21 protein-coding genes are annotated in these 23,890 nt (G+C 72.5%); 9 read left to right on the forward strand and 12 right to left on the reverse strand.

Annotated elements, in window-relative coordinates:
* Positions 1–85: 85 nt before the first annotated feature.
* Positions 86–1,528 carry an aldehyde dehydrogenase gene (locus C1N81_RS07390; RefSeq protein WP_394427894.1) on the reverse strand — a complete coding sequence of 481 codons (1,443 nt, stop codon included), beginning with the start codon at positions 1,526–1,528 and terminating at the stop codon, positions 86–88.
* A gap of 227 nt (positions 1,529–1,755) precedes the next feature.
* On the opposite strand from C1N81_RS07390, the gene C1N81_RS07395 reads away from it, so the two are divergent.
* On the forward strand, positions 1,756–2,244 hold the full coding sequence (locus C1N81_RS07395; protein ID WP_394437787.1) for a TetR family transcriptional regulator: 489 nt from the start codon (positions 1,756–1,758) through the stop codon (positions 2,242–2,244).
* Positions 2,245–2,389: 145 nt separating this feature from the next.
* A complete protein-coding gene (locus C1N81_RS07400) occupies positions 2,390–2,773 on the forward strand; it encodes a hypothetical protein (RefSeq protein WP_394427895.1) in 384 nt (127 codons plus the stop codon).
* 200 nt (positions 2,774–2,973) lie between these two features.
* Here the strand turns inward: C1N81_RS07400 and C1N81_RS07405 are convergent, their stop codons facing one another.
* From C1N81_RS07405 to C1N81_RS07420, 4 genes are all read right to left on the reverse strand, one after another.
* Positions 2,974–3,606, reverse strand: a complete 633-nt coding sequence (locus C1N81_RS07405) for a 4'-phosphopantetheinyl transferase family protein (protein WP_394427896.1) — start codon at positions 3,604–3,606, stop codon at positions 2,974–2,976.
* Between the two features lies 1 nt (position 3,607).
* On the reverse strand, positions 3,608–4,828 hold the full coding sequence (gene metK, locus C1N81_RS07410; RefSeq protein ID WP_394427897.1) for a methionine adenosyltransferase: 1,221 nt from the start codon (positions 4,826–4,828) through the stop codon (positions 3,608–3,610).
* A gap of 91 nt (positions 4,829–4,919) precedes the next feature.
* The gene (locus C1N81_RS07415) at positions 4,920–5,534 is read right to left on the reverse strand and encodes a nucleosidase (RefSeq protein ID WP_394427898.1); all 615 of its coding nucleotides are present in this window, start codon (positions 5,532–5,534) and stop codon (positions 4,920–4,922) included.
* 48 nt (positions 5,535–5,582) lie between these two features.
* Positions 5,583–5,933, reverse strand: coding sequence for a DoxX family protein (locus tag C1N81_RS07420; protein ID WP_394427899.1), 351 nt, complete (start codon positions 5,931–5,933; stop codon positions 5,583–5,585).
* A gap of 205 nt (positions 5,934–6,138) precedes the next feature.
* On the opposite strand from C1N81_RS07420, the gene C1N81_RS07425 reads away from it, so the two are divergent.
* Entirely contained in the window at positions 6,139–6,759 is a 621-nt protein-coding gene (locus C1N81_RS07425) for an HAD family hydrolase (protein ID WP_394427900.1), read from the forward strand.
* Positions 6,760–6,789: 30 nt separating this feature from the next.
* Here C1N81_RS07425 and C1N81_RS07430 read toward each other — a convergent pair whose 3' ends face one another.
* Positions 6,790–8,154, reverse strand: a complete 1,365-nt coding sequence (locus tag C1N81_RS07430; protein WP_394427901.1) for an acyltransferase — start codon at positions 8,152–8,154, stop codon at positions 6,790–6,792.
* A 292-nt stretch (positions 8,155–8,446) separates the two neighbouring features.
* On the opposite strand from C1N81_RS07430, the gene rfbH reads away from it, so the two are divergent.
* Entirely contained in the window at positions 8,447–9,748 is a 1,302-nt protein-coding gene (gene rfbH, locus C1N81_RS07435) for a lipopolysaccharide biosynthesis protein RfbH (protein WP_394427902.1), read from the forward strand.
* A gap of 71 nt (positions 9,749–9,819) precedes the next feature.
* On the opposite strand, the gene C1N81_RS07440 is transcribed toward rfbH, so the two are convergent.
* Positions 9,820–11,043 carry a macrolide family glycosyltransferase gene (locus C1N81_RS07440; protein WP_394427903.1) on the reverse strand — a complete coding sequence of 408 codons (1,224 nt, stop codon included), beginning with the start codon at positions 11,041–11,043 and terminating at the stop codon, positions 9,820–9,822.
* Positions 11,044–11,096: 53 nt separating this feature from the next.
* Positions 11,097–11,690, reverse strand: coding sequence for a dTDP-4-dehydrorhamnose 3,5-epimerase family protein (locus tag C1N81_RS07445; RefSeq protein WP_394427904.1), 594 nt, complete (start codon positions 11,688–11,690; stop codon positions 11,097–11,099).
* 203 nt (positions 11,691–11,893) lie between these two features.
* On the opposite strand from C1N81_RS07445, the gene C1N81_RS07450 reads away from it, so the two are divergent.
* A complete protein-coding gene (locus C1N81_RS07450; RefSeq protein WP_394427905.1) occupies positions 11,894–12,898 on the forward strand; it encodes an NAD-dependent epimerase/dehydratase family protein in 1,005 nt (334 codons plus the stop codon).
* Positions 12,899–12,927: 29 nt separating this feature from the next.
* Here the strand turns inward: C1N81_RS07450 and C1N81_RS07455 are convergent, their stop codons facing one another.
* The 4 genes from C1N81_RS07455 to C1N81_RS07470 all read right to left on the reverse strand — a co-directional run bounded on the left by C1N81_RS07455 (position 12,928) and on the right by C1N81_RS07470 (position 16,293).
* Entirely contained in the window at positions 12,928–13,719 is a 792-nt protein-coding gene (locus tag C1N81_RS07455; RefSeq protein WP_394427906.1) for an AfsR/SARP family transcriptional regulator, read from the reverse strand.
* Positions 13,713–14,717: a dTDP-glucose 4,6-dehydratase gene (gene rfbB, locus C1N81_RS07460; RefSeq protein ID WP_394427907.1), complete on the reverse strand. Its 1,005-nt coding sequence runs from the start codon at positions 14,715–14,717 to the stop codon at positions 13,713–13,715. The genes C1N81_RS07455 and rfbB overlap by 7 nt, the downstream gene beginning before the upstream one ends.
* A gap of 71 nt (positions 14,718–14,788) precedes the next feature.
* The gene (locus C1N81_RS07465) at positions 14,789–16,036 is read right to left on the reverse strand and encodes an activator-dependent family glycosyltransferase (RefSeq protein ID WP_394427908.1); all 1,248 of its coding nucleotides are present in this window, start codon (positions 16,034–16,036) and stop codon (positions 14,789–14,791) included.
* Positions 16,037–16,047: 11 nt separating this feature from the next.
* Positions 16,048–16,293, reverse strand: coding sequence for a ferredoxin (locus tag C1N81_RS07470; RefSeq protein ID WP_394427909.1), 246 nt, complete (start codon positions 16,291–16,293; stop codon positions 16,048–16,050).
* Positions 16,294–16,634: 341 nt separating this feature from the next.
* On the opposite strand from C1N81_RS07470, the gene C1N81_RS07475 reads away from it, so the two are divergent.
* From C1N81_RS07475 to C1N81_RS07490, 4 genes are all read left to right on the forward strand, one after another.
* Positions 16,635–17,858 (forward strand): cytochrome P450, encoded by a 1,224-nt coding sequence (locus tag C1N81_RS07475; protein ID WP_394427910.1) that lies wholly within the window; start codon positions 16,635–16,637, stop codon positions 17,856–17,858.
* Positions 17,859–17,962: 104 nt separating this feature from the next.
* The gene (locus C1N81_RS07480) at positions 17,963–19,183 is read left to right on the forward strand and encodes a cytochrome P450 (RefSeq protein ID WP_394427911.1); all 1,221 of its coding nucleotides are present in this window, start codon (positions 17,963–17,965) and stop codon (positions 19,181–19,183) included.
* Positions 19,184–19,190: 7 nt separating this feature from the next.
* Positions 19,191–20,612, forward strand: coding sequence for an acyltransferase (locus C1N81_RS07485; protein ID WP_394427912.1), 1,422 nt, complete (start codon positions 19,191–19,193; stop codon positions 20,610–20,612).
* A gap of 257 nt (positions 20,613–20,869) precedes the next feature.
* A complete protein-coding gene (locus C1N81_RS07490) occupies positions 20,870–23,758 on the forward strand; it encodes an ATP-binding protein (RefSeq protein WP_394427913.1) in 2,889 nt (962 codons plus the stop codon).
* Positions 23,759–23,890 lie beyond the last annotated feature (132 nt).

Genomic DNA, 23,890 nt, shown 5'->3' on the forward strand with positions numbered 1-23,890 from the left:
CGGTTTAGGCGGTGACGCAAGCATGGCAGCGCCTTCATCACCCGTCAAGACGGTTACGTGAGAGGCACGTTGGACCGTGGCCGGGTCAGACGGTGATGGTCTTGTACTCGGTGTAGGTGCCGAGGCCGACGGCGCCGTATTCGCGGCCGATGCCGCTGGCCTTGAAGCCGCCGAACGGTCCGTCGAAGGCGACGGAGGCACCGTTGACGGTGACCGTGCCGGTGCGGATGCGGCGGGCGACGGCGAGGGCGCGCTCCTCGTCGGCCGACCAGACGCCGCCGGACAGGCCGTACTCGGAGTCGTTGGCGATCCGTACGGCGTCGTCCTCGTCGTCGTAGGCGATGACGACCAGGACGGGGCCGAAGATCTCCTCCTGCGCGATGCGCATGGAGTTGTCGACGTCGGCGAAGACGGTGGGCGTCACATAGTTGCCCGCCTCCAGACCCTGGGGGACCTGCGCTCCGCCGACGACCAGGCGGGCGCCCTCCTCGATGCCGAGCTGGATGTAGTCGCGCACCCGCTGCTGCTGGTCGGGGCGGATCATCGGGCCGATGAAGGTGTCGGGGTCGTTCGGGTCGCCCACCTTCAACGAGCCGACCAGGTCCTTCAAGGCCGTGACGACCTCCTCGTACCTCTCGCGCGGAGCGAGGATGCGGGTCTGGGCGATGCAGGACTCGCCGTTGTTGAGCAGCGAGCCGAACTTCAGCCCCGCGACGGCCTTGTCGAGGTCGGCGTCGGGCAGGATGACGGCCGCCGACTTGCCGCCCAGTTCCAGACTGACGCGCTTGAGCTGCTCCCCGGCGATCGAGGCGATGCGGCGGCCCGCCCGCGTCGAACCGGTGAAGGCGATCTTGTCGACGTCGGCGTGCGAGATCAGGTACTCACTGGTCTCCCGGTCGGCGGGCAGCACGCTCACCACACCCTCGGGCAGCCCCACCCGCTCCAGGAGTTCGGCCAGGAAGCCCATGCTCAGCGAGTTCTCCGGGGAGACCTTGAGGACGACGGAGTTTCCCGCGAGCAGCGCGGGGAGCAGCTTCGACGTGGCGGACGAGAAGGGCGAGTTCCACGGGATCACCGCGGCGACCACGCCGATCGCCTCGCGGCGCACCACACTGCGTACCGGGGCGGCCGGGTCCGAGGGGGTGAGGGTCTCCTCCCAGGCGAACTCCTCGGCCGCCTTGAGGTAGGCGTTGGCCTGCCGGGTCAGGCCGGGCTGTCCGGCCCGGGTGAACCAGCCCGCCGAACCGTTCTCCAGGGAGATCAGGTGGGCGACGTGCTCCGCGTTCTCCTCGCGCAGGGCGTTGAAGCGGCGCAGCAGCGCGATCCGTTCCGCGGGCGGGGTCAGCCGCCACTCCCCCCGGTCGAAGGAGGCGCGGGCCGCGGCCACGGCCCGGTCGATGTCCGCCGCTTGCGCTTGGGCGGCGCGGCCGATCAGGGACCGGTCGTGCGGCGAGGTGATGGCGAGCGGCTCGGGGTCGCTCGGCTCGACCCAGGTGCCGCCGATGAAAAGCCTGTCGTAGGTGAACATGCTCTTTCTCCCAACCCTGCGTGTCTTCTGCGCCTTGAGCGTCTGCTCGTGCGGCGCCTCAATGCTTAACTGTCACTTCAATGTAGCACTTACTGCGGAGAGCGTACGCACTCGCACCGGATACGTGTCACTTAGTGCGGCAACATGCACAATGCTGATTTAGGATCGGGGGCATGAGAGCCGACGCCGCACGCAACCTGCAAGCCGTTCTGACCACGGGCGCGCGCATGCTCGCCGCCGATCCGGCCGCGAGCATTGCGAGCATCGCCGCGGAGGCGGGGGTGGACCGCAGGACCGTCTACCGACGGTTCGACACCCGCGAGAAGCTGCTCGCGGCGATCTACGCGTCGCGGCTGGCCGCCATCGAGGAGGCCATCGCCGACGCGCGGCTGCGGGAGGCACCCGTCGCGGTGGCCCTGCACCGCTACGTGGAGAACATCATCGCGGTGAACCGCACCTGGCCGGTCGACCTCACCCGCATGCTCGCCGACGACGCCGTGCGCGAGCGCAGGGACGCGTCGGTGCGGGAGGTCGACGCGTTCGTGCAACGCGCTGTGGACGAGGGGGCGTTCAGGTCCGGGGTGCCGGACGGGTGGGCGCAGGCGCTGCTGCCCGAGCTGATGCACCTCGTGGTCCGGCGCATGCCCGAGCTGAGCGACGGGCAGGCGGCCGATCTCGTCGTCGACACCTTGCTGAAGGGGCTCGGGCCCGCCTGACATACGGGGCCCGGGCCAAACGGCCGTCCCCCGCACCACAGCCCGCGCATTGGCCAGTACATGTCTCACTGGGCCGACTCGTGCCGGTTAGCCTCATTGGCGCTGGATGTCCCAGCGAATCCGATGCGCCAGGAGGTCTCTCCTCATGCATGTGCGAGCCAAGGTCATCACGACGGTCGCGGCGGGGCTGCTGGCCGCCGCGGGCATGTTCGCGCCCACCGCCACGGCGGCGGCGCCCGCGGACCGCGAAGCCCCTGCGGTGAAGACGTCCGACGTGAAGGCCGCCAATACCTGGGTGTACACCTGGACCAGCGCCAACATCCGCAGCTGTGCCTCCACACAGTGCAGCATCAACTACTCGGTCCCGGCCGACTACCAGCTCAGCGCCATCTGCTGGGCCCACGGCCAGTGGGTGAGCCAGCACGGCTACTCGCACGACAAGTGGGTCCTGCTCGGCTCGGGTTCGAGCTGGATCTGGGGCGGCCTGCTGAAGGGGAGCCAGACGGGCAACGTGCCCAACGAGTGCTGAGCCGTCGTGGCCGGCGGCGTAGCGGCGCTGCTCACGGGCGTGGCCGCGGTGCCGGCCGGGCGGGGCGGCCCGAGGGCGGGGTCTCGTTCACCCGCGTGAAGGTGGACAACGGCAAGCCGAACGACATCAACGAGGTGTGTTCCTCGGCCTCGGCCGGGGACCACGTCGTCGTGCGGTGAGGTCCCCGGGCGGGCCGCCGCTCACTCTGCCGCGATGGCGGTGACCAGCAAGCCTTTGTCCGCCAGCCAGCGGCCCTCCAGACGGGGGGCCGCTGGAACGCGCAGCCGCGCGGTGAACACGGGGCTGTCCGCGTCGAAGTCGAGTTCGGCGTCCAGGAAGTCCAGCCGGTGACCGGTGTGCGGATACCAGCTCTTGTAGACCGCCTCCTTCATGCTGAACAGCGCCCGGTCCCACCGCACCCGCGGACGCCGGACGAGCAGATGCCGTACGAGGCGCAGTTCGGAGGGGAGCGTGATGGATTCCAGCACTCCTCGCGGGAGCGGCGCATCGGGTTCGGCGTCGATGCCCAGGAGCCGCAGATCGGCGGCAGGGGCGACGACCGCGGCCCGATAACCGGCACAGTGCGTGAGGCTGCCGACCACCGCGTCGGGCCAGTTCGGGGCCCCGTGCCGGCCCGGCAGGATCGGCACGGGGGGCAGGCCGAGGCGGGCCAGCGCCTCGCGGGCGCACCGCCGCACCGTGGCGAACTCGCGCTTGCGCGCGGCCACGGCCTGCGCGACGATCCGGGCCTCCTGCGGATAGAGATCCGCGGCCGGTGCGTCGTGGAAGGCCTCGGCGGCGGCCACCCCCTGCGGAAGGATGTGCTCGATCATGTCATCGGCCCAGCGGCCGGCTCACCGCCGTGCGCAGGGCGTCGACGCGGTCCGTCCGCTCCCAGGTGAACTCGGGCTCCTCGCGGCCGAAGTGGCCGTAGGCGGCGGTCTGCGCGTAGATCGGGCGGAGCAGGTCGAGGTCGCGGATGATCGCGGCGGGGCGGAGGTCGAAGACCTCGTCGATGGCGCGCTCGATCCTCTCGGTCTCCACCGTGTGGGTGCCGAAGGTCTCCACGAACAGGCCGACCGGCTCGGCCTTGCCGATCGCGTAGGCGACCTGCACCTCGCAGCGGGACGCGAGCCCGGCCGCGACGACGTTCTTCGCGACCCAGCGCATCGCGTATGCGGCGCTCCGGTCCACCTTGGACGGGTCCTTGCCGGAGAACGCGCCGCCGCCGTGGCGGGCCATGCCGCCGTACGTGTCGATGATGATCTTGCGGCCGGTCAGGCCCGCGTCGCCCATCGGGCCGCCGATCTCGAACCGGCCCGTCGGGTTCACCAGGAGCCGGTAGGTGCCCGTGTCCAGCTTGATGCCGTCGTCGAGGAGCGCTCTCAGCTCGGGCTCGACCACGAACTCCTGGATGTCGGGGGCGAGGAGCGACTCCAGATCGATGTCGGCGGCGTGCTGCGAGGAGACCACCACGGTGTCCAGACGCACCGCCTCGTCGCCGTCGTACTCGATGGTGACCTGCGTCTTGCCGTCCGGCCGCAGGTACGGGATCGTGCCGCTCTTGCGGACCTCGGACAGGCGGCGCGACAGCCGGTGCGCCAGGAAGACCGGCAGCGGCATCAGCGTCGGCGTCTCGTCCGTCGCGTAGCCGAACATCAGGCCCTGGTCGCCCGCGCCCTGGCGGTCCAGCTCGTCCTCGTCGCCCTCCACCCGCGACTCGTACGCCGTGTCGACCCCCTGCGCGATGTCCGGCGACTGCGCCCCGATGGACACCGAGACGCCGCACGAGGCGCCGTCGAAGCCCTTGTCGGAGGAGTCGTAGCCGATCTCCAGGATCTTGTCGCGGACCAGGGACGCGATGTCCGCGTACGCCTTGGTGGTGACCTCGCCGGCCACGTGCACCAGGCCGGTCGTGATCAGCGTCTCCACGGCGACCCGGGAGGACGGGTCCGCCCGCAGCAGCGCGTCGAGGATGGTGTCGCTGATCTGGTCAGCGATCTTGTCGGGGTGGCCCTCGGTCACGGACTCCGAGGTGAACAGGCGACGGGACATGTCTCTCCAGTGGGTGCCGCGGTGGCCCGGGGCGGGACACCGCACGGACGGGAGAGCCGGGTCCGGGTCCCGGCTCCCTCCGGTGATGGGGTCAGACCAGGTGCTCCCGGATCCAGTCGGCCAGCACGCCGGAGGCCTCCGCCGCCGCGTCCGGCCAGGCCCGCTGCGCGGATTCGTCGGCTTGGTCGCTGACGTACTTCACGATCCGTACCGGCACCCCGAACCGCTCGGCCACCGACGCGATCGCATAGCCCTCCATGTCGACCAGGTCCGCGTGTTCCGCGAGGCGCGTCCGCGCGCGGCCGTCGGCGATGAAGGCGTCGCCGGTGGCGAGCGTGGCGCCGGGGCTCGGGCTGATGGTCAGCGGACGGCCGTAGTGCGCGCCGCTCAGCTGGTGGAGCACGTCGTCGGGCAGGTCGTGCTGGATGACCCGGGACACCTCCACGATTCCGCTCAGCGTGTCCTTGAGCGCTCCGGCGGTGCCGAGGTTCACGATCGCGCGGGGCCGGGCCTGCGCCGACGACAGCGCCCGCGTCAGCTCCATGGCCGCCCGTACCTTGCCCATGCCGGTGACGAGCACGGGGCAGGTGGCGTCGAAGCGGGCGGCCTCCGCCTCGGCCGCTGTCACGATCAACGGCCGGCCGGTGCGTATCTCTCCGTGGAGCCGGGCGGTGAAGGAGGCTTCGGACAGGGGGGCTTGCAGCATGATGGGTTCAGTCCTGTCGGGAGGGGACGCCGTCCGGGCGGGCCGGGGTCAGAGGTTCTGGAGCGCCAGCAGGGTGACGAAGAGCGCGACCACGGTCAGCGCGCCCGGTGCGATGAGCCCCTTGCGGTCGTGGGCCCGGACGTGGAAGACGACGGCGCCGACGAAGTAGAGGACCACCCCCACACCGGCGGCGACCGCCAGCGGCCGGAACGCCAGGCCGACAAGGAGACCGGCGGCTCCGGCGATCTCCAGTGCGGCGAGCCGGGGCAGCCAGGTGTCGGGCACGCCGATCCCCCGCATGCTCGCGACGAGGGACTCCTGCCGCTTCAGTTTGGCCAGCGCCGAACCGAGGAGGACCAGCGAGAGGACGACGGTGAGGAAGACGTAGTTGGTGCTCACGGTTCTCCAGGGGGAAGACGGCAACCGGCCGCGAGATGACGGCCGCCCCCATGTTTGCGCCGATGACACAGGGAGATCCCTAGAGCCTGGAGCGGTGACGATTGCCGGTGCCCGTGGCGGTAACGATCACATGTGTCCGCGGCGGTACGTTCGCCGAAATTCCTGGTGCGAGTGCTCGTACCGGTGGCATACTCGAACAACTCTCATGTTTGCTCACATCGCTGCCGTGTTCTTCTCCGTGGACTGCGTCGTGGTCCGAGGAGACAGCCTGACCCGCCTGGTCGAGGAACGCCTCGGGCTGAGCGGGCCCACGAGCGTGCACGAAACACGGGACACCTCCCCGGCACGCTGGGCGGGGATCACCGAGGGGGCCCTGCACACCCGGCTGGCCGACGTGCCCGTGCTCCCCGGCGTCGAGGAGACGACCCGCTGGTGCTGGAGCAACGGTCTCGTACCGGTCATCTCCAGCCTCACCTGGTCACCGATCGGCGCCCACCTCGCCGAGCGCTTCGGCTTCCACTCCTACTTCGGCCAGCCGCTCGACGCGGTGCGCGGCCGCTTCACGGGCACCGCCGAAGGCGCGCCCGTGCCCCCTTCCGAGCGGGAGTTCGCCCTGCGGCGCGCGGACGAACTCGGCTTCACGCCGCAGGAATGCGCGGCCGTGGGCGCCTGCCGGGCCGACGGCCCGCTCCTCGACTCCGTCGGCCTGGGCATCGCCTTCAACGCCCGGACCGAGACGAACGCCCGTACGGCCGTCCCGGTCCGGGGCGACGACCTGCGCGCCGTGATCCCCTCACTGGAGTGCCTGGCCGCCACCAGGGTCTGAACCCCGACCGGCCGGGCCGGCGGGGCCCGCTCAGAACCCGCGCAGCCGCTCCGCCGGGGCGTGCAGCCGCGCCGTCCACTCCGGTGCGCGCAGGGCGTCGGCGGCATCGCGGGGCACGCTCAGATGGACGTCGCGGCTGTGGTCGTCGTCCGGCGTCGGGGTGAGGAGCACCGTCCACGGAATGGGGCTCGCCGGGTACTCGAACCAGAACGGCCGCCCGGCACCGAACTCGATGGCGTAGACGGGGAGCCGGCTGGAGTTGTTCAGGGCGACCGTGCCCTCGAAGGCGTCGAGGGACATCCGGCTGAACACGCGCCCCGAGTGGCCGGCCGAGCGCTGCGCCTCCAGGTAGGCGGTCTCCTGACGCACCCGGTCGGGAGTGACGCGGTCCAGGGCCGTGCGCAGCGCCGCGACGGTGTGCGCGAGGGGCTCCCCCCGCAGCTCCCCGGCGGGGAGCACGGCCGTGGTGTTGGAGACCGCGTTGCCCCAGTAGCCGTCCGGGAGGCGGTCCTTGAGCGCGGCGCGCAGGCCGACCACGATGCCCAGGCGCTCCTCCGCGCCGGGTGCGCGGTCGCGCAGCGCGCCGAGCACCCGCCACAGGTGCGCGCCGAGCGCGTCGCCGCTGGAGGCGGCGGGCTGGTCGGTCCCCTGTCCCGCGCGCGCCGTCTCCCGCAGGGCGAGGACCTCGTCGGCGGTGAAGCGGACGGTGATCGTGCGCATGCGCCGCGCACCGGCGTTGACCTTCCAGAAGAACCCGAGCTTCTGGCCTCCCGTGACCACGCTGTACTGCGGATCGTCCGCCGCCGGGGCCACGCCGTCGGCGAGGCCGTCGAGCAGGGTCCGGTCGTACGGCGCCGCCGGGTGGTCCTCGCCCGCGTGCGTGCGCGACCAGTGGAGCAGGAAGTCCAGGTAGCCGCCCCCGTCGACCACGGCGTGGTTGATGGACACGCCGAGGACGGAGCCGCCGCCGCGCATGTGCGTGACCTTGACCGACAGCAACGGGGTGTCGTGGCCGACGACGCGGAAGGCGTTGACGGCGTGGAGGTAGCGGCGCAGATCCTTCCGGGCGGGCCGGTCGGGGCCGTAGTCCGGCATGGCCCGGTCCGCGTGGCCGACCGCGAAGACCGCGCCGGCGTCGTCGCAGACCACGCTGAGGCCGCCGTCCGCGTCGCGTACGAGGCGTCCGGTGAGCAGCGGGTACCGGGCGAGCGTACGGCGCAGGGACTCCTCAACGGCGCTGTCGTCCAGCGTCCGCCGGTAGAAGAAGGTGCGCGGGGTGGCGAACGTGCCGTTCATCAGGTCGTGCACGCCGAGCCTGACCCGCTCGCCGGACGGCCCTCCCCCGCGCAGGACGACGGTGCGCCCGGAATGGCGCGACGAACGGCCGTTCTTCATACGTGTCTCCAGGAATCGGCTCTTCAGGTGTCGGCGAAGGACCCGTGAGGGCCGCCCGCCACCGCAGACTGCCGTGAGCGGAGCCATGAATCCCCTAGAACCGGCGCGGGCGGTCTTCCGGCGGCCAAAGTGTGGTGGATTCCTGGATTCGGTCTGCGTCCCTGGCCCGGGGGCGGGGGCCCGTGCTGGTCTGGGGTTCTCCCGATCGAACGATACGGGCGTGGGGACCCGCTTCGACTGCGAGCCGGCCGTCCGTCTCGTCCCCACCGGCACACACAGGAGGCCATCAGCCGTGGGGAACGACAAGTCCGAGATCCTCGACCTGGTCCGCGAGTACCACCGCTCCACCGTCTCGTCGGGGTTCGTGCCGGGCATCACCCCGGTGCTCGCCTCGGGCGCCGTCCTGACCGAGGACGACCGGGTGGCGCTGGTGGAGGCCGCGCTCGACATGCGGATCGCCGCCGGTGTCAGCTCACGCCGGCTGGAGCGCTCGCTGGCCAAGTACTTCCGCCTGCGCAAGGCGCACCTGACCAACTCCGGTTCGTCGGCGAACCTGCTGGCGCTGAGCAGCCTCACCTCCCCGCAGCTCGGCGAGGACCGGCTGAAGCCGGGCGACGAGGTGATCACCGTCGCGGCCGGGTTCCCCACGACGGTCAACCCGATCCTGCAGAACGGTCTGACGCCGGTCTTCACCGACATCGAGCTGGGCACCTACAACGCCTCGCTGGAGCGGGTGGAGCAGGCGATCGGCCCGCGCACCCGGGCCATCATGATGGCGCACGCCCTCGGCAACCCCTTCCAGGTGCGCGAGATCGCCCAACTGGCGCAGGACCGCGACCTGTTCCTCATCGAGGACAACTGCGACGCCCTGGGCAGCACCTACGAGGGGCATCTGACCGGCACGTTCGGCGACCTGGCGACGGAGAGTTTCTACCCCGCCCACCACATCACGATGGGCGAGGGCGGCTGTGTCCTCACCGACAACCTGATCCTGGCGCGGATCGTGGAGTCGATGCGGGACTGGGGCCGCGACTGCTGGTGCGAGCCGGGCGAGGACAACCGCTGCTTCAAACGGTTCGAGCACCAGATGGGGTCCCTGCCCGAGGGCTACGACCACAAGTACATCTTCTCCCACGTGGGCTACAACCTGAAGTCGACGGACGTCTCGGCGGCCCTCGGCCTGCAGCAGCTGTCCCGCATCGACGAGTTCGGCGCGGCCCGGCGGCACAACTGGGCGCGGCTGCGGGAGGGCCTGGACGGGCTGCCGCACCTGCTGCTCCCGGAGGCGACGCCGGGCAGTGACCCGAGCTGGTTCGGGTTCGCCCTCACGGTCCGGCCGGACGCGCCGTTCGCGCCGGGCGCGCTCATCGACCACCTGGAGTCGAGCAAGGTCGCCACCCGCCGCTTCTTCGCGGGCAACCTGACCCGCCATCCCGCCTACGAGGGCCGGGAGTTCCGGGTCAGCGGGCCGCTCACCAACAGCGACATCACCACCGAGCGGACCTTCTGGATCGGGGTGTACCCGGGCCTGACCGACGAGATGATCGACCACAGCATCAACACGGTCAGCGAGTTCGTGACGCTGCCGCACTGACGCCACGCGAAGAGGAAGGGGCCGGCACCTCAAGGTGCCGGCCCCTTCCTCGTGGGTCGCGGTCCGGGTGCTCAGTTCGCCGCCGGGAGCGCGGGCGCCCGTACGGTCCACTCCTCCAGGACGTCGGCTGCGCGGGCGGCGCCGCCCGCCTCCCGCACGGCGTCCCGCATCCGGGCGAGGGCGGCCGGTGCGGCGGGGTCGGCGAGCAGGCCGGCGACGGTGTCCGCGAGGGACTGGGCGGTCAGGCCGGTCCTGGGCAGGGTGCACCCCACCCCGCACTCCTCCAACCGCTGTGCGCTGAGCGCGAGTTCGTGGGCGCGGGGCAGTGCCACGACGGGTGTGCCGTAGGCCAGGGACTCCATCAGGCTGCCCATGCCCGCGTGGCAGACGAACACGTCGGCGTGCGGCAGGACGGCGGGGTGCGGCAGCCAGGGGTGGGCCTCGACGTGCGCGGGCAGCGGCCCGAGAAGGGCCGGGTCGGCGTCCCGGCCGAGCGTCATGACGACCTGCCAGTCCTCGGCGGGGAACGCCTGCGCGCAGAGCCGGAAGAAGTCGCCGCGGTCCGCCGACTCCGTGCCGAGCGACACCAGGGCGACGCGGCGTCCGTCGGTGGGCGGCGCCCACAGGCCCGGCTCCGGCTCGGTGAAGGTGGGGCCCACGAAGGCGAACCGGTCGTCGAAGCTGTCGCCCTCGATCTGGAAGGCGCGCGGCAGGAAGACCAGGTTGCGCTCGTCCCACTCGGTGCCGTAGCGGCCCATCTCCTCCAGGACGATGCCGTGTTCGCCCATGAAGTCGATGAGCACCTTGGCGCCCTCGGCCATCAGCGGGTGCCCGGGATCCCACATCTGGGCCCGCAGCGAGAACGTCTCGTTCGCGGCGTGGCTCGGGCAGACCTGTACCGGTACGGCGCCCAGGACGCGGGCGGCGACCCGGCCCGCGGCGACCGTCTCGAAGTCGTAGAGCAGCACGTCCGGCGGGTCGGCGGCGAGGGCGTCGCGGGCGGCCGGGAAGACGGTGCGAACGGTGTCGACGAGGAGGTCGTAGCCGTCGCGGGCGAGCCGGTCGGGGCTCGGGTCCTCGGCGCGGTAGAAGTCACCGCGGGCCGAGGTGTAGGTGACCGCGCGGGCGCCGCAGTCCTCGACGAGCGACCTGAAGCGCTCGTCGACGACGTAGGTGACGCGGTGGCCGCGGGCGATGAGGGCGCGGGCCACCCCCAGGGTGGGGGCGACGTGCCCGAAGTCCGCGAAGAGCAACAGGGCGTAGTGACGGGCGGGTGCAGGGGTGCCGGACGGCATCGGCTCTCCGGTGGGTGTCGGCCGGCCGCCGGGGCCGGGCGGCCGGTTGCGGGTCAGCGGGCGTTCTCGCGCAGCGCCTCGTAGTGCGCCAGGCAGTCGTCGTAGCGGGCGAGCAGTCCGGTCTTCCGGGCCTCGGCGACCGAGACCGCCGACGCGTCCTTCGCCGACATCAGCGGCGCCTCCGACAGGCCCCAGGGCAGCGCGAGTTCGGGGTCGAAGGGATCGATGTCGACCTGTGTCCCCGGCACGAACGCGGTGGAGCACAGGTAGGACACGCAGGTGTCGTCGGTGAGGGCGAGGAAGCCGTGCACCAGGCCCTCGGCGACGAACAGGGTCTCCCCCGAGTCGGCGGACAGCCGGTTCACCTCGTGCACACCCCACGTCGGGGAGCCGACCCGCAGGTCCACGACGATGTCGAGGACCGCGCCCCGCACCACGTTCACCACCTTGGCCTGTCCCGGCGGCAGCAGGGTGCCGTGCAGTCCGCGCAGGGTGCTGCGGCGCGACACCGAGTAGTTCACCTGCGCCACGGGCACGGGGCGGCCGATCTCCTCGGCCAGCCTGTCCTGCCGGAACGACTCGTAGAAGCTGCCGCGCTCGTCATGGAGCTGGTGCGGGGTGATGTGGTACGCGTCCGGCACAGCCATCTCTCGAACCTTCATGGTGGCCCCACCGTAGGTCGTGCGCATCGAGGACCGGTCGAGGACCGTCGGTGACCCGCTCCACTCGATGCGGCCTCGCGCGATCCTCGAACGGCGGCTGCTTCAGTGGAGGGGTCACACCCGCGTATGTGCGGGACGCACACGTGTGCCGGGCGCGCGCCGCGCAGGGCCGGGAGGAGAGATCGGACATGGCGGAGGTCGGTGCGCCCCAGCGGCCCGGCACTGCGGACCGGAGGTCCGGCCGGGTGGTGGTTCTCGGGGCGACCGGATTCGTCGGCCGCCATGTGGGCACCGCCCTGGAACAGGCCGGGTACGAGGTACTCGCCGTGGCCCGTCGCCCCCGCAAGCTGCCCGCGTCCTGGCGCTTCCACCCCATGGACCTGGTCGACGCGGGGCCGCGGGCGCTGGTCGACCTCATCGACGAGACGGGCCCCGTCGCCGTCGTGAACGCCGCGGGCGAGGTGTGGTCGCCGACCGCCGACGGGATGCGCCGCAGCAACCAACTCCTGGTGGACCGGCTGCTCTCCGCGCTCGCCACGGCCGAGCACCGGCCGCGCCTCGTGCAGCTGGGGTCCGTGCACGAGTACACGCCGCAGCCCCACGGGGTGTGGCTGACCGAGACCTCGCCGGAGGAGCCGGCCAACGACTACGGGCGGTCGAAACTGCGGGGGACCCGGGCGGTCCTGCGCGCCGTCGAAGGCGGCACCGCCGACGCGGTGGTGCTGCGCCTGTCGAACGTCATCGGCGCCGGCACCCCGCGCGGCAGCCTCCTCGGCCAGGTGGCCGCGCAACTCCTCGACCAGGCGGCCCAGGGGAGGACCCCGGAGGTACGGGTCTCCCCGCTGCTCAGCAGCCGGGACTTCGTCGACGCCCGGGACGTGTCACGGGCCGTCGTGGCGGCGCTGCGCGCCCAGGACGCCGCCGGGCACGTGGTGAACATCGCGAGCGGCGCCTGGCAGCCGGTGCGGGACATGGTGGACCTGCTCATCTCGATCAGCGGCCGCCCCGCACGGCTCGTGGAGCGGCCGGTCGCGGGCGCGCGGGCACTGCCCGACACCGACTGGATGGCCGTGGACGTGTCGGCCGCGCGCACCCTCCTCGGCTGGGAACCGCGGCGCACCGCCCGCGACATGGTGGAGGACCTGTGGCGGGCCGCCGCCGAGCACCACGACGGGCCCGCCGCCGGTGCGTGAGCGGCGGGCCGCGGGTCCGGTCGGTGCCGTCAGCCGGGCAGGAGATCGAGGTCGGCCGTGCTGACCTCGTCGGTGAGCACGTGCTGGCGCAGCCGTTGCAGACCGGGGGAGGGGTCAAGGCCCAGTTCGTCCCTGAGCAGCGCGCGCAGCCGCTGGTAGACCGCGAGCGCCTCGCTGCGCCTGCCGCACCGCTCCAGAGCGATGATCAATGTCCCCTGGAACCACTCGTGCAGCGGATACGCGCAGGCCAGTTCCTTGAGCTCGGCGACGAGTTCACGGTGCCGGCCGAGGTGGAAGCCCGCGGTGATCCGCAACTCCTCCGCGTGCAGGTGCAGTTCCTCCAGACGCTGGACGTGGCCGTGCAGCGCCGGGCCGTGCGCGACGTCCGCGAACGGCGGCCCGTCCCACAGGAGCCGGGCCCGGTCGAGGAGCGCGACGGCGCCGGCCGGGTCGCCGTCGGCGAGCGCCGCCCGCGCCTGGTCGGCGCAGAGCGTGAACTCCTCCGCGTCGCACTCCCCCGGCAGCACCCGCAGCGCGTAGCCGTGCGGGTGCGTGGCGAGCGGGCCGCCCTCGCCGGGGCCCGGGTCCACACCACCGTGCAGCGCCTTGCGCAGCTGGTACGCGTAGGTCTGCACGGTGGCGGTGGCGCTGCGCGGGGGCTGCCCCGGCCACAGTTCGGCCGTGAGCACCGTCAGCGGGACGACGCTGTTGCGGCGGGCGAGCAGCACGGCGAGGACCTGGCGGACCTTCGGCGCGGTGGGCGTGACGTCGCGGCCGTCGGCCGACACCCGCAGCGGGCCGAGGGTGCGCCAGGTCAGCACGGTGCGGTCCCCGTCGTCCCGGCGGGCTGTGTGGCCCGGCCCCACACGTGGGCGTTGTCCCGGTACCAGGCGACCGTCTCGGCGAGGCCCTCGGCGAAGTCCTTCTGCGGCTTGTAGCCGAGCTCGACGTGGGCCTTGCGCCAGTCGACGGAGTAGCGGCGGTCGTGACCCTTGCGGTCGGTGACGTACTCGACGCTGTCCATGCCGGCGCCGCACGCCTCGACGAGCAGGGCGGTCAGGCCCCGGTTGTCGAGTTCGGTGCCGCCGCCGATGTTGTAGATCTCGCCGGCCCGGCCGCGGGTGCGGACGAGTTCGACGGCGCGGATGTGGTCGTCGACGTGGAGCCAGTCGCGGACGTTCAGACCGTCGCCGTAGAGCGGCACCTTCTCGCCCGCGAGGAGGCGGGTGACGAACAGCGGGATGATCTTCTCGGGGAACTGGTAGGGCCCGTAGTTGTTCGAGCAGCGGGTGACGCGGACGTCGAGGCCGTGGGAGCGGTGGTAGGCCAGGGCGATCAGGTCGCTGGACGCCTTGGACGCGGCGTAGGGCGAGTTGGGGTTCACGGGCTGTTCCTCGGAGCAGGAGCCCTCGGGGATGGAGCCGTAGACCTCGTCGGTGGAGACGTGCACGAACCGGTCGATGCCCTGGCGCAGCGCGGCGTCCAGGAGGGTCTGGGTGCCCAGGACGTTGGAGCGGACGAACTCGGTGGCACTGGCCAGGGAGCGGTCGACGTGGGACTCGGCGGCGAAGTGCACGACCTGGTCGTGCTCGGCCATCAGCCGGTCGGCCAGGTCGCTGTCGCAGATGTCGCCGACGACGAGCCGGTAGCGGTCGCTGTCCGCCACCGGGTCGAGGTTGGCCGGGTTGGCGGCGTAGGTGAAGGCGTCGAGGACGGTGACCGTCACGTCGTCGGGCCCGAGGGGTCCGAGCAGGGTCCGGACGTAGTGGGAGCCGATGAAGCCGGCCCCGCCGGTCACCAGGATGCGCGTCTTACTCATCTGGGTGCGGCGCGTCACCGGGCGGGCCGAGCGGGCGCCGTCCTCCTTCCTAGGGAATGGGTAGCGGTGGTTCAGCGGGCCGCGACGAGCCGTTCCAGTTCGCCGACGACGGCATGCGGGGTGGGCAGGGCCGCGGACTCGTCGCGCAGTCTGCCCGCGGCTGCGGCGAAGGAGGGGTCCTCCAGGAGCCGCCGGGTGAGATCGGTGACCCGCTCGGGGTCGGCGTCGCTGTGGTGCAGGAAGAGCCCCGCGCCGCTGTCCTCCAAGTTCCGGCCGCGCAGTTCCTGGTCGGCGACGAGGGTGGAGAGGGCGAGCTGCGGCACGGCGTTGACCAGGGCGGTGGAGAAGGTGCCCCAGCCGCCGTGGTGGACCACTGCGGAGCAGGTGGGCAGCAGGCTGCTCAGCGCCACGCCGCTCACGGCGAGGACGTTGGGCGGCAGGTCGCCGAGTTGCTCGGCCTGTTCGGGCATGAGCGCGGCGACGATGTCGGCGTCGAGCCGGGACAGGGCGCGCAACACGTCGGCGACGTCGACGTAGTCGCCGCCGTAGGCCTCCGTGTTGGTGCGGCCCAGGGTGACGCAGACGCGGGGCCGCTTGGGCTGTTCGCGCAGCCAGTCCCACTGCACGGCCGCGCCGTTGTAGGGCACGTACCGCATGGAGACCTGGTGCAGGTCGCTCGGCGGGCGCAGGCTCTCGGGGAGTGTGTCGAGGGTGAACTGGCCGTTGAGCAGTTCTTCGTCGCAGGAGACGCCGTAGGCACGGCCGCGCTCGTCGATCCAGTCGGCGAGCGGGTCGGCCCGCCGGTCCTCGGGGACGTCCTCGGCCAGCTCGACGAAGGTGCTGCGGGCCTGGCCGTACACGTCGGCGCACCACAGCAGGCGGGCGTGTGCGGCACCGCAGGCGCGGGCGGCTATGGCGCCCGCGTAGGCGATGGGGTCACGGACGACCAGATCGGGCTTCCAGTCGCGGGCGAGGGCGACGAGGTCGTCGACGATCGGGTCGTTGTAGCGGGCGAACCCGTACGGGACGCTGATCGAGTAGCGCTCCACGAGGCTCGCGTGGTCGACGTCGCCGTAGCCGAGGCGGCTCCAGTTGGCGACGTCGGCGTCCTGGGAGTCCCGGGCCTGGGCCATGTCCTGATGGACGTCGTGATCGCTGCCGACCGGGGCGGCCACCAGGCCGGCGCCGGTGACGGCCTCGTTCAGGGACGGCGCGTTGGCCATCAGCACCTCGTGCCCGGCCGCCGTCAGGGCCCAGGCCAGCGGCACCATCGTATAGACGTGCGACTTCTCCGGAAGGCCGGCGAACAGAACGCGCATGGGTTCCTCTCCTAGTCGGATCCGCGGGGGCGCCCGGGGGCGGTGCTCCCGCCGTCCGGCACGCCGGGCTCCGCCACGGTGATGGCGCTCAGCGGGCAGGACTCGGCGGCCTCCCGCACGGCGGGGGCCTGCGCGGCGCCGGGCCGGTCGACCAGCAGCAGCGCCATGCCGTCGTCGCGCTGGTCGAAGACCTCGGGGGCGATCAGCGCGCACTGTCCGGCGCCGATGCACTTGTCGTGGTCGATCGCGATGTCCATGCGGGCCTCCTGCGCGCTCGCCGCTTCGACGGGATGCCGGAGCGAGCCCATCTTGCGGCGCCGGGAACGAATTTCGGCCGCTCGCCGCCGCTGACTGGGGTTTCCTCCAGATATTCGGCCCCGACGCCGCCGTGGCGAAGGCCCCGCGGGAGGGCGCGGCGGCCAAGACTCGGTGAATCCCTAGAGTGCGCGGCCCGCGCTGGCCCGCCGCGAGAGCGCCGTGCTGGAGTGACCGGGCGATCGGACGAGCAGGGCCCTTGTGACGAATCTCCGTAGATCTGTAACTGCGGGGACCTCCGTGGCCGAAGCCGTCGTACGACACCTGTGAAAGGGGAACCTGGGTGGCGCAGCAAAGCACCTCGGACGTGCTCGACCCGGCACCCGAGGCGGACTCCGCCCTCGCACGCCCGCCCGCCGTGGAACCGGACGGCGGCACCACGCTGCTCGCCTGGGCGGCCCGGATGCGCGAGGAGCGCCCGGTGTGGCGCGAGGAGAGCGGCAATGTGCACGTCTTCCGCCACGCGGACGTGCAGCGGATCCTCGCCGACACCGCGACGTTCTCCTCCGACACGGTCGGCAGGCTCTCCGGCGGCGAGAAGCAGGCCCCGCGCGGCACCCTGCTGCTCCTGGACCCGCCGCTGCACGGCAAGATGCGCCGCCTGGTGAGCAAGGCGTTCACCCCGGGCCTCATCGCCAGCCTCGAACCGTGGATCACCGAACTGACCGGGCAGCTCCTGGACTCCGCCGCCGGGGACGCCTTCGACCTGGTGGACACGCTCGCCAACCCGCTGCCGGTCACCGTCATCGCCCGCATGCTGGGCGTCCCGACCGAGGACCGCGACCGCTTCCAGGGCTGGGCGGACCAGCTCCTGTCCACCGACCCGGAGGACCCGGAGAGCGTGCGCCGCATGGAGGAGACGGCGGTCACCATCTCCGCCTACCTCCAGGGCTTCATCGAGGCCCGGCGCGAGAACCCGCTCGACGACCTCCTGAGCACCCTGGTCGGCGCCGAACTCGACGGCGAGCGCCTCGACGACGAGGACATCGCGAGCTTCGCGACGCTGCTGCTGCTCGCCGGGCACATCACCACCTCGGTGCTCGTGGGCAACGCGCTGCTGTGCCTCGACCGCGACCCCGAACTCCTCGCGAAGGTGCGCGCGGACCGCTCGCTGATCCCGGCGGTGATCGAGGAGACGCTGCGCCTTCGCCCGCCCTTCACCCGGATCGAGCGGGTCACGACGACCGCGACGACCCTCGACGGGGTGGAGATCGCCCCCAATACGCTGATCCACCTGTGGCTGCTCTCGGCCAACCGCGACGAGCGGGTCTTCGAGGACGCGGACGCGTTCCTTCCCGGCCGCTCCAACTCCCGCCAGGCCGCGTTCGGCCACGGCATCCACTACTGCATCGGGGCACCGCTGGCCCGGCTGGAGGGCCGGATCGCCCTCGACGCCCTGCTCGACCGGTACGACCGCATCGGCGTCGACCCCACGGTGCGGCTCAGCTGGCACGGCACCAACGTCTTCGGCGCACGGCACCTGCCGCTCCGCGTCCACCGCGCCTGAGCTTCGCGTCCACCGTGCTTGAGCTCCGCGTCCACCGCGCCTGAGCCCGGCCCCTCCGACCCCGACCGCCCCTCCCCCTCCCCCTTCGCCGACGGAGTGAGTTCATGAAGACCAGGCCCGACCCGCCCGTGATCCCCTCGGAACGCGGGAAGTGCCCGTTCGACCCGCCCGCCGCGTACGCCCGGCTCCGCGCCGAGGAACCGGTCAGCCCCGTCACCTTCCAGGTGGCGCCGAAGGACACCTCCGGCTGGCTGGTGACCCGGCACGACCTGGTCCGGCAGATCCTCGCCGACGACCGCTTCAGCCACCGCAACGAACTCCTCGCGCACGTGGTCGCGCCGCCGTTCCCGATGACCGAGTACGCGCCGCAGCCCTCGCCGCCCGGCTCGTTCGCGAAGATGGACGCCCCCGAGCACACCAAGTACCGGCGGCTCCTCGCCGGTCACTTCACGCTGCGCCGCATCCAGCAGTACGAGCCGCAGCTGACCCGGATCGTCGACGAGGCGCTGGAGGAGATGGCCGCCAAGGGCTCCCCCGCCGACCTGGTGACCGACTTCGCGGAAAAGGTCAGCCTGCGCTCGGTGTGCTCGCTGATGGACGTCTCCCCCGAGCTGATGGACGGCATCCAGGAGCACTTCTCGGCGCTGATGACGCTCACGTACACGCTGGAGGAGTTCATCCACCACGTGGAGTCCATGGACGGGCTGATCCGTCCGATGGTCAAGGAGCGGATGGAGCGCCAGGGCGAGGACTTCTTCGGACGGCTGTCCTCGACCGGCGAGCTGACCGAGGACGAACTGGTCAACCTGGCCGTCCTCACGCTGGGCGGCTCGCTCGACACCACGCCCAACATGCTGGCCCTCAGCACCTTCGCGCTCCTGGAGCACCCGGACCAGCTGGCCCAGCTGCGCGCGCGGCCCGAGCTGTGGGAGGCCGGCGCCGTGGACGAGCTGCTGCGCTACCTCACCATCTCCCAGATGGGGTCGAGCCGGTGCGCGATCGAGGACGTCGAGATCGGCGGCACGACCATCAAGGCCGGTCAGACGGTGGTCCTCTCGCTGCCCGCCGCCAACCGCGACCCCGAGGTCTTCGACGACCCCGACCGGCTCGACGTGACCCGCGTCCCGCGCAAACACCTCGCCCTCGGCTTCGGCGCCCACCAGTGCCTGGGCCAGCACCTGGCCCGCTCCAGCATGCGGATCGGGCTGCGCGCTCTCTTCGACCGCTTCCCGACGCTGCGGCTCGCGACCCCGGCCGGGGAGGTCCCGCTGCGCGACCGCGCCGTGCACTACGGCGTCGACCGGCTGCTCCTGGCCTGGGACTGAGGCGGCCGTGGCGAGAAAGAGCAGCGCGAAGGGCTCGGCCCCGGGCAACCGGAAGAAGGGCGCCGCCGCCTTCCGCACCGTCGTGGACAGCCGCGTGGAGCGGGTGCACACCGTCCGCTCCGGCGAGGGCGACGGCCGCCGCGTGCGCCTCAGCGGCTACGACCTGCTGACCGGTCCGTGGTACACGCCGCTGACGTTCTTCTACCGCGAGACCCTCGACGGCGCGGCGCTGCGCGACTCCCTGGCACGGACCCTGCGCCGCTACCCGCTGCTCGCCGGGCGCCTCGAACGGGACGCGGACGGCGGACTGAGCGTGGTCTGCAACGACGCGGGCGTCCGGTTCACCGAGGCGTCCTGCCCCGACCCGATGCGCGACTACGGCCACGACCTGCGCGCCGCCCCGGTGATCGGGAACATGCTGCGCGAGGTGAGCGCCTTCGGCGTCATCGGCCGGGACACCCCGCTGCTCAAGATCCGGCTGACCCGGATGAGCGGCGGCGGTTCCGTCCTCGGGGTGCTCATCAACCACAGCCTCGCGGACGGCGGCAGCACCGTCGCCTTCCTGGAGAGCTGGTCGCGCGAGCACCTCGGCCTCATGTGGGACGCGCCCTCCCACGCCCGCGAGGCGCTGGACGCACTGGGCCGGCCGTCGGCGGACCCGGCGACGCGCCAGGAACGCGCGTTCCTCGGCGTGGGCCGGCTGCGCCACCTGACGACGACGCTGCGGGCGGGCAGCAACAAGCTCGCCACCGTGACGACCCGGTTCGACGCGACGGAACTGGCCGCGCTCAAAGCGGAGTCGCAGCGCACCCTCCCGGAGCCCGGCGCGTGGGTGTCCACGAACGACGCCCTGACCGCCCACGTCTGGCAGGTGCTGGCCGATTTGCGGGCCCGCCCCGCGGACGCGACCGAGTGGCTCGGGCTGATCGTCGGCGCACAGCACCGCCTCGGCGGCGCGCTGCCGTCCTCGTACTGGGGCAACTGCGTCAGCAACAGCTGGACGTCGCGTACGGCCGCCGGGCTGCGTGAGGCGCCGCTGGGCGCGGTCGCGTGGGACGTGCGGCGCTGCCTGGAGAGCAACACCGAGGACAAGATCCGCGACGAGATCGCCTTCCTCAACTCCTACCGCGGCAAGGGCGTCTCGCGCCACGTGATGTCCGTGCGGGCGCCCGACGTGGCGACGACCGCCATCTCCGTCAACAACTGGTCGCAGTTCCCGCTGTACCGGATCGACCTGGGCGCCGGCCGGCCGTTCTGGTACGAGTTCCCCGACCTGCCCGTCCCGACGGTGCACATCGCTCCGACGCCGCAGGAGAACGGGGGCCGGGACGTCTACCTGTGCCTGCCCGAGGCGGATGCCGCCCTCGTGGACACGCCGCCCTGGCGCGAGCGGCTGCACGCGCACAGCGGGTCGACGGTCAGGCGATAAGAGCGGGATCGAGCGGATACGGGCCGGACCTCCGCGACGGCGACCCCGGCGCGAGCGAATCGGACCAGATCAGGCGGGATGAAGGGCGGCGGTTCGGGAAAAGAGTGATCTAGCACTTCCCCCAGCGCGCGATGGGCCAGGATAGCCAGGACCGGGGGAAGCGCGAGGTCCGGCCGGCGGTCTTCACGCAACCTCCCCTCGGATCGCACACATATGTCCCGGACCGCCGTGGGCGCTCCGGGAGGGAGGACAGGGTGATGACCGCTGCGCACCGGAGCAGTCCGGAGAACCGGCGAGCCGACGAAGCGGAGCCGGATCTGGTGGAGCGCGAGCACGAACTCGCCCTCCTCGACGGGCTGGCCCGGAACACCGCGGCGGGCGGCCCCTCCCTGGTGCTCCTCGAAGGCCCCGACGGCATCGGCAAGACGACGCTGCTGCACGCGCTGCTCGCCCGGGCCCGGACCCTGGGCCTGCGCGTCGCCCACACCTGTGCCCGCCAGGCGGGGCCGCGGCTCCCGTTGAGCACCACACACGCGCTGCTGACCGCTCTGGACGCGGACGGCCGGGCCCGCTCCGTCCAGGCTGCCCGGCAGGGCCCGCCCGGCGGCCCGGAGTCCCGGCCGCACGGGCTCCCCTGCCACGACGTCGACGCGTCCACGGTCTCCTTCGGAGTCCTGGCCGAACTGCACGAGGTCGTCAGATCCGCGGCCGCCGACGGCCCGCTGCTGATCGCCGTCGACGACGCCGAGGACGCCGACCCCGCGTCACTGCGGTTCCTCGCCCACACCGCGCGCCGCCTGGCCGGGCTGCCCGTGCTCCTCGCGGTCGCCAGACGCAGCGGCACCCATGTCCCGCCCCTGAACGAGGTCGCGGCCCTGCCCCTCGCCCACATCCTGCGGCCACGCCCGCTCACCAGCGCCGGGATCGGCCGCCTGACCAGCCGGCTCCTCGGGACGGAGACCGACGCCGCGTTCCAGGAGTCCTGCCTGGCCGCCACCAACGGCAACCCGCTGATGGTGACCCGGCTCCTCCTGGCGCTGCGCGAGGAGAAACTCCCGCTCACGGCGGCCCGCTTCACGTCCATGGGCGAGGACGACGTCCCCGCCTTCCGGCTGCGGGCGGCGGGGCTGCTGCTGCGGCAGCCCGAGGCCACCGTCCAGGCCGCGCGGGCGCTGGCCGTGCTCGGCGACGGCGCCGCCTCGGAGACCTGCGCCCGCCTGGCCCACCTGGACAGCACCGCCTTCGCCCGCTCGGTGCTGATGCTGATCTCGATCGGGCTCGTCACCTCGAACGACGACGGAACCTGGTCCTTCTCCCACGCCCTGCTGCGCAATGTCGTCCTCGGCGACATGACGCAGGACGAACGCGCGGCCACCCATCGCCGGGCCGCGCGGCTCCTGCACGACAGCGGGGCGCGGCCCGCGGACGTCGCCGAACACCTGTGCCGCGCCCCGGAGGCCGCACGCGAGCCGTGGGCCCGAGAGGTGCTGCGGGAGGCGGCCCGCGAGGCGATGCTGTGCGTCTCACCGGAACGGGCTGTGGAGCTGCTGCGGCCCTGTGTGCCGGAGGGCAGCGAGGACACCTGCGAGCCGAGCCTGCTCGTCGAACTCGGCGTGGCCGAGATACGGGTCGACCCGCGGGCCAGCGTCCGCCACCTGACGGCGGGCCTCGAACGGGCGTCGTCGCCGGAGCTGCGGCTGACCGCGCTGGGGGCGCTCGCCGAGGCATTCACCCGCCAGGGCCAGGTGGCCCGCGCCGTGGGCCTGCTCGACCGCTACCGCCCCGACGCCGCGACACCCGCGTCCGGCCTCGCCGCCCGGCAACTGCTCGAGGCCCAACTGCTGATAGCGGCCACGACCAACCGCGCCGGCTACAGCGAGCTTCTGGAGACCGTCACCTTCGACCTCTCCTTGCCCGGCGACACCCCCGAGGAGCGGGCCCTGCTCGCGGCCCGCGCCGTCATCGCCGTGTCCCGCCTGGACCGCGTCGCCGAATCGATCGCCGCCGCCCGCCTCGTCACCGGCCGCGGCTCGTCGAGCACCGACGACGCGGCCTTCCTCGGCTCCGCGGCGTCGGTGCTCCTGTACGCCGACCTCCCTCATGAGGCCGAGCGGGCCTACCGGCGCTTGCTGGACGCCATCGACCCGCTGCTCGACCCGACGTATCCGAGTCTGCTCGCGCTCAGCGCCGAGGCGCACCAGCGCCTCGGCGCACTCGACGACGCGCTGCGGGCCACCGCGACGGCCCTGGAGGGCGTGACCCCCTCCCGCGCCACGTCGCAGCAGGCGACGCCGCTGGCGGTACGCCTGCACACGCTGCTCGACCGGGGCGACCTCAAGGCGGCCGCCGCCCTGGAGAAGCAGCTTCCCGACCCGGTGGAGGACGACGCCTGGCACTGGAACGAGGTGCTGTGCGCCCGCGGTCGCCTGCACCTCACGATGAACGACCCCAAACGGGCCCTGGAACACCTCGACGCATGTGGCCACCGGCAGGCCCAGTGGCAGCGCGTCAGTCCGTCCCTGTCGTTCTGGTGGTACTGGGCCGGGCACACCCATCTCGCCCTCGGCGATTCCCGCGCGGCCCTCGCACTGGCCGAGGAGGCGGTCGGCCGGGCACGGGCCGCGGATCTGCCGTGCGCGCTGGGCGCGGGGCTCGGCCTGTGGGCGCAGGCGGTCGGCGACGACGAGAGGCCGCCGCTCCTGGAGGAGGCGGAGCAGGTGCTCGCGGGCACCGGGGCGGCGCTGATGCGCGCCCGGGTACGGGTCGCGCGCGGGCAGCTGCTCCAGCGGCTCGGGTACAAGAAGGCCGCCCGCGAAGTGCTGCGCAAGGGCTGGGAGGAGGCGTACACGATCGGCGCCCAGTCCCTGCACACGGTCGCCCACCGGGCTCTCCTCGCGACCGGTGCCCGGCCACGGCGCCCGGTCTCCCGCGGCCTGGCGGCGCTCACACAGAGCGAGTCGCAGGTGGCGCGGCTCGCGGCGGACGGCAGGTCCAACGCGTGGATCGCCGAGACGCTGTTCGTCACGCAGCGGACCGTGGAGGTCCATCTGACCTCGGTGTACCGCAAGTTGGGGCTCTCCGGGCGACGCGAACTGCGGGACGCCCTGGAATCGACGGACGCCAGCGCCGGCACCCGCCGGAAGTGACCGACCGTAGGCGGGCCCCGCGCTGAGGACCGCGGCCCTACCTGTCGATTCGCTGTCGGTTTTCCCCGGGCCCACCGAAACCGTTGACAGTGATTGAGGAAACCTGCCGACAATGGGCGGCCGAATGAACGT

This window comes from Streptomyces sp. SGAir0957 (genome assembly GCF_043523415.1).

Excerpts from the sequence above, each read along its gene's own strand:
- C1N81_RS07440 (WP_394427903.1), bottom strand. The coding sequence starts at position 11,043 with ATGCCGTCCGGCACCCCTGCACCCGCCCGTCACTACGCCCTGTTGCTC.
- C1N81_RS07405 (WP_394427896.1), bottom strand. The coding sequence starts at position 3,606 with ATGATCGAGCACATCCTTCCGCAGGGGGTGGCCGCCGCCGAGGCCTTC.
- C1N81_RS07425 (WP_394427900.1), top strand. The coding sequence starts at position 6,139 with ATGTTTGCTCACATCGCTGCCGTGTTCTTCTCCGTGGACTGCGTCGTG.
- C1N81_RS07400 (WP_394427895.1), top strand. The coding sequence starts at position 2,390 with ATGCATGTGCGAGCCAAGGTCATCACGACGGTCGCGGCGGGGCTGCTG.
- rfbB (WP_394427907.1), bottom strand. The coding sequence starts at position 14,717 with ATGAGTAAGACGCGCATCCTGGTGACCGGCGGGGCCGGCTTCATCGGC.
- C1N81_RS07480 (WP_394427911.1), top strand. The coding sequence starts at position 17,963 with ATGAAGACCAGGCCCGACCCGCCCGTGATCCCCTCGGAACGCGGGAAG.
- C1N81_RS07450 (WP_394427905.1), top strand. The coding sequence starts at position 11,894 with ATGGCGGAGGTCGGTGCGCCCCAGCGGCCCGGCACTGCGGACCGGAGG.
- C1N81_RS07395 (WP_394437787.1), top strand. The coding sequence starts at position 1,756 with ATGCTCGCCGCCGATCCGGCCGCGAGCATTGCGAGCATCGCCGCGGAG.
- C1N81_RS07445 (WP_394427904.1), bottom strand. The coding sequence starts at position 11,690 with ATGGCTGTGCCGGACGCGTACCACATCACCCCGCACCAGCTCCATGAC.
- C1N81_RS07390 (WP_394427894.1), bottom strand. The coding sequence starts at position 1,528 with ATGTTCACCTACGACAGGCTTTTCATCGGCGGCACCTGGGTCGAGCCG.
- C1N81_RS07470 (WP_394427909.1), bottom strand. The coding sequence starts at position 16,293 with ATGGACATCGCGATCGACCACGACAAGTGCATCGGCGCCGGACAGTGC.
- C1N81_RS07490 (WP_394427913.1), top strand. The coding sequence starts at position 20,870 with ATGACCGCTGCGCACCGGAGCAGTCCGGAGAACCGGCGAGCCGACGAA.
- C1N81_RS07465 (WP_394427908.1), bottom strand. The coding sequence starts at position 16,036 with ATGCGCGTTCTGTTCGCCGGCCTTCCGGAGAAGTCGCACGTCTATACG.
- C1N81_RS07430 (WP_394427901.1), bottom strand. The coding sequence starts at position 8,154 with ATGAAGAACGGCCGTTCGTCGCGCCATTCCGGGCGCACCGTCGTCCTG.
- C1N81_RS07415 (WP_394427898.1), bottom strand. The coding sequence starts at position 5,534 with ATGCTGCAAGCCCCCCTGTCCGAAGCCTCCTTCACCGCCCGGCTCCAC.
- metK (WP_394427897.1), bottom strand. The coding sequence starts at position 4,828 with ATGTCCCGTCGCCTGTTCACCTCGGAGTCCGTGACCGAGGGCCACCCC.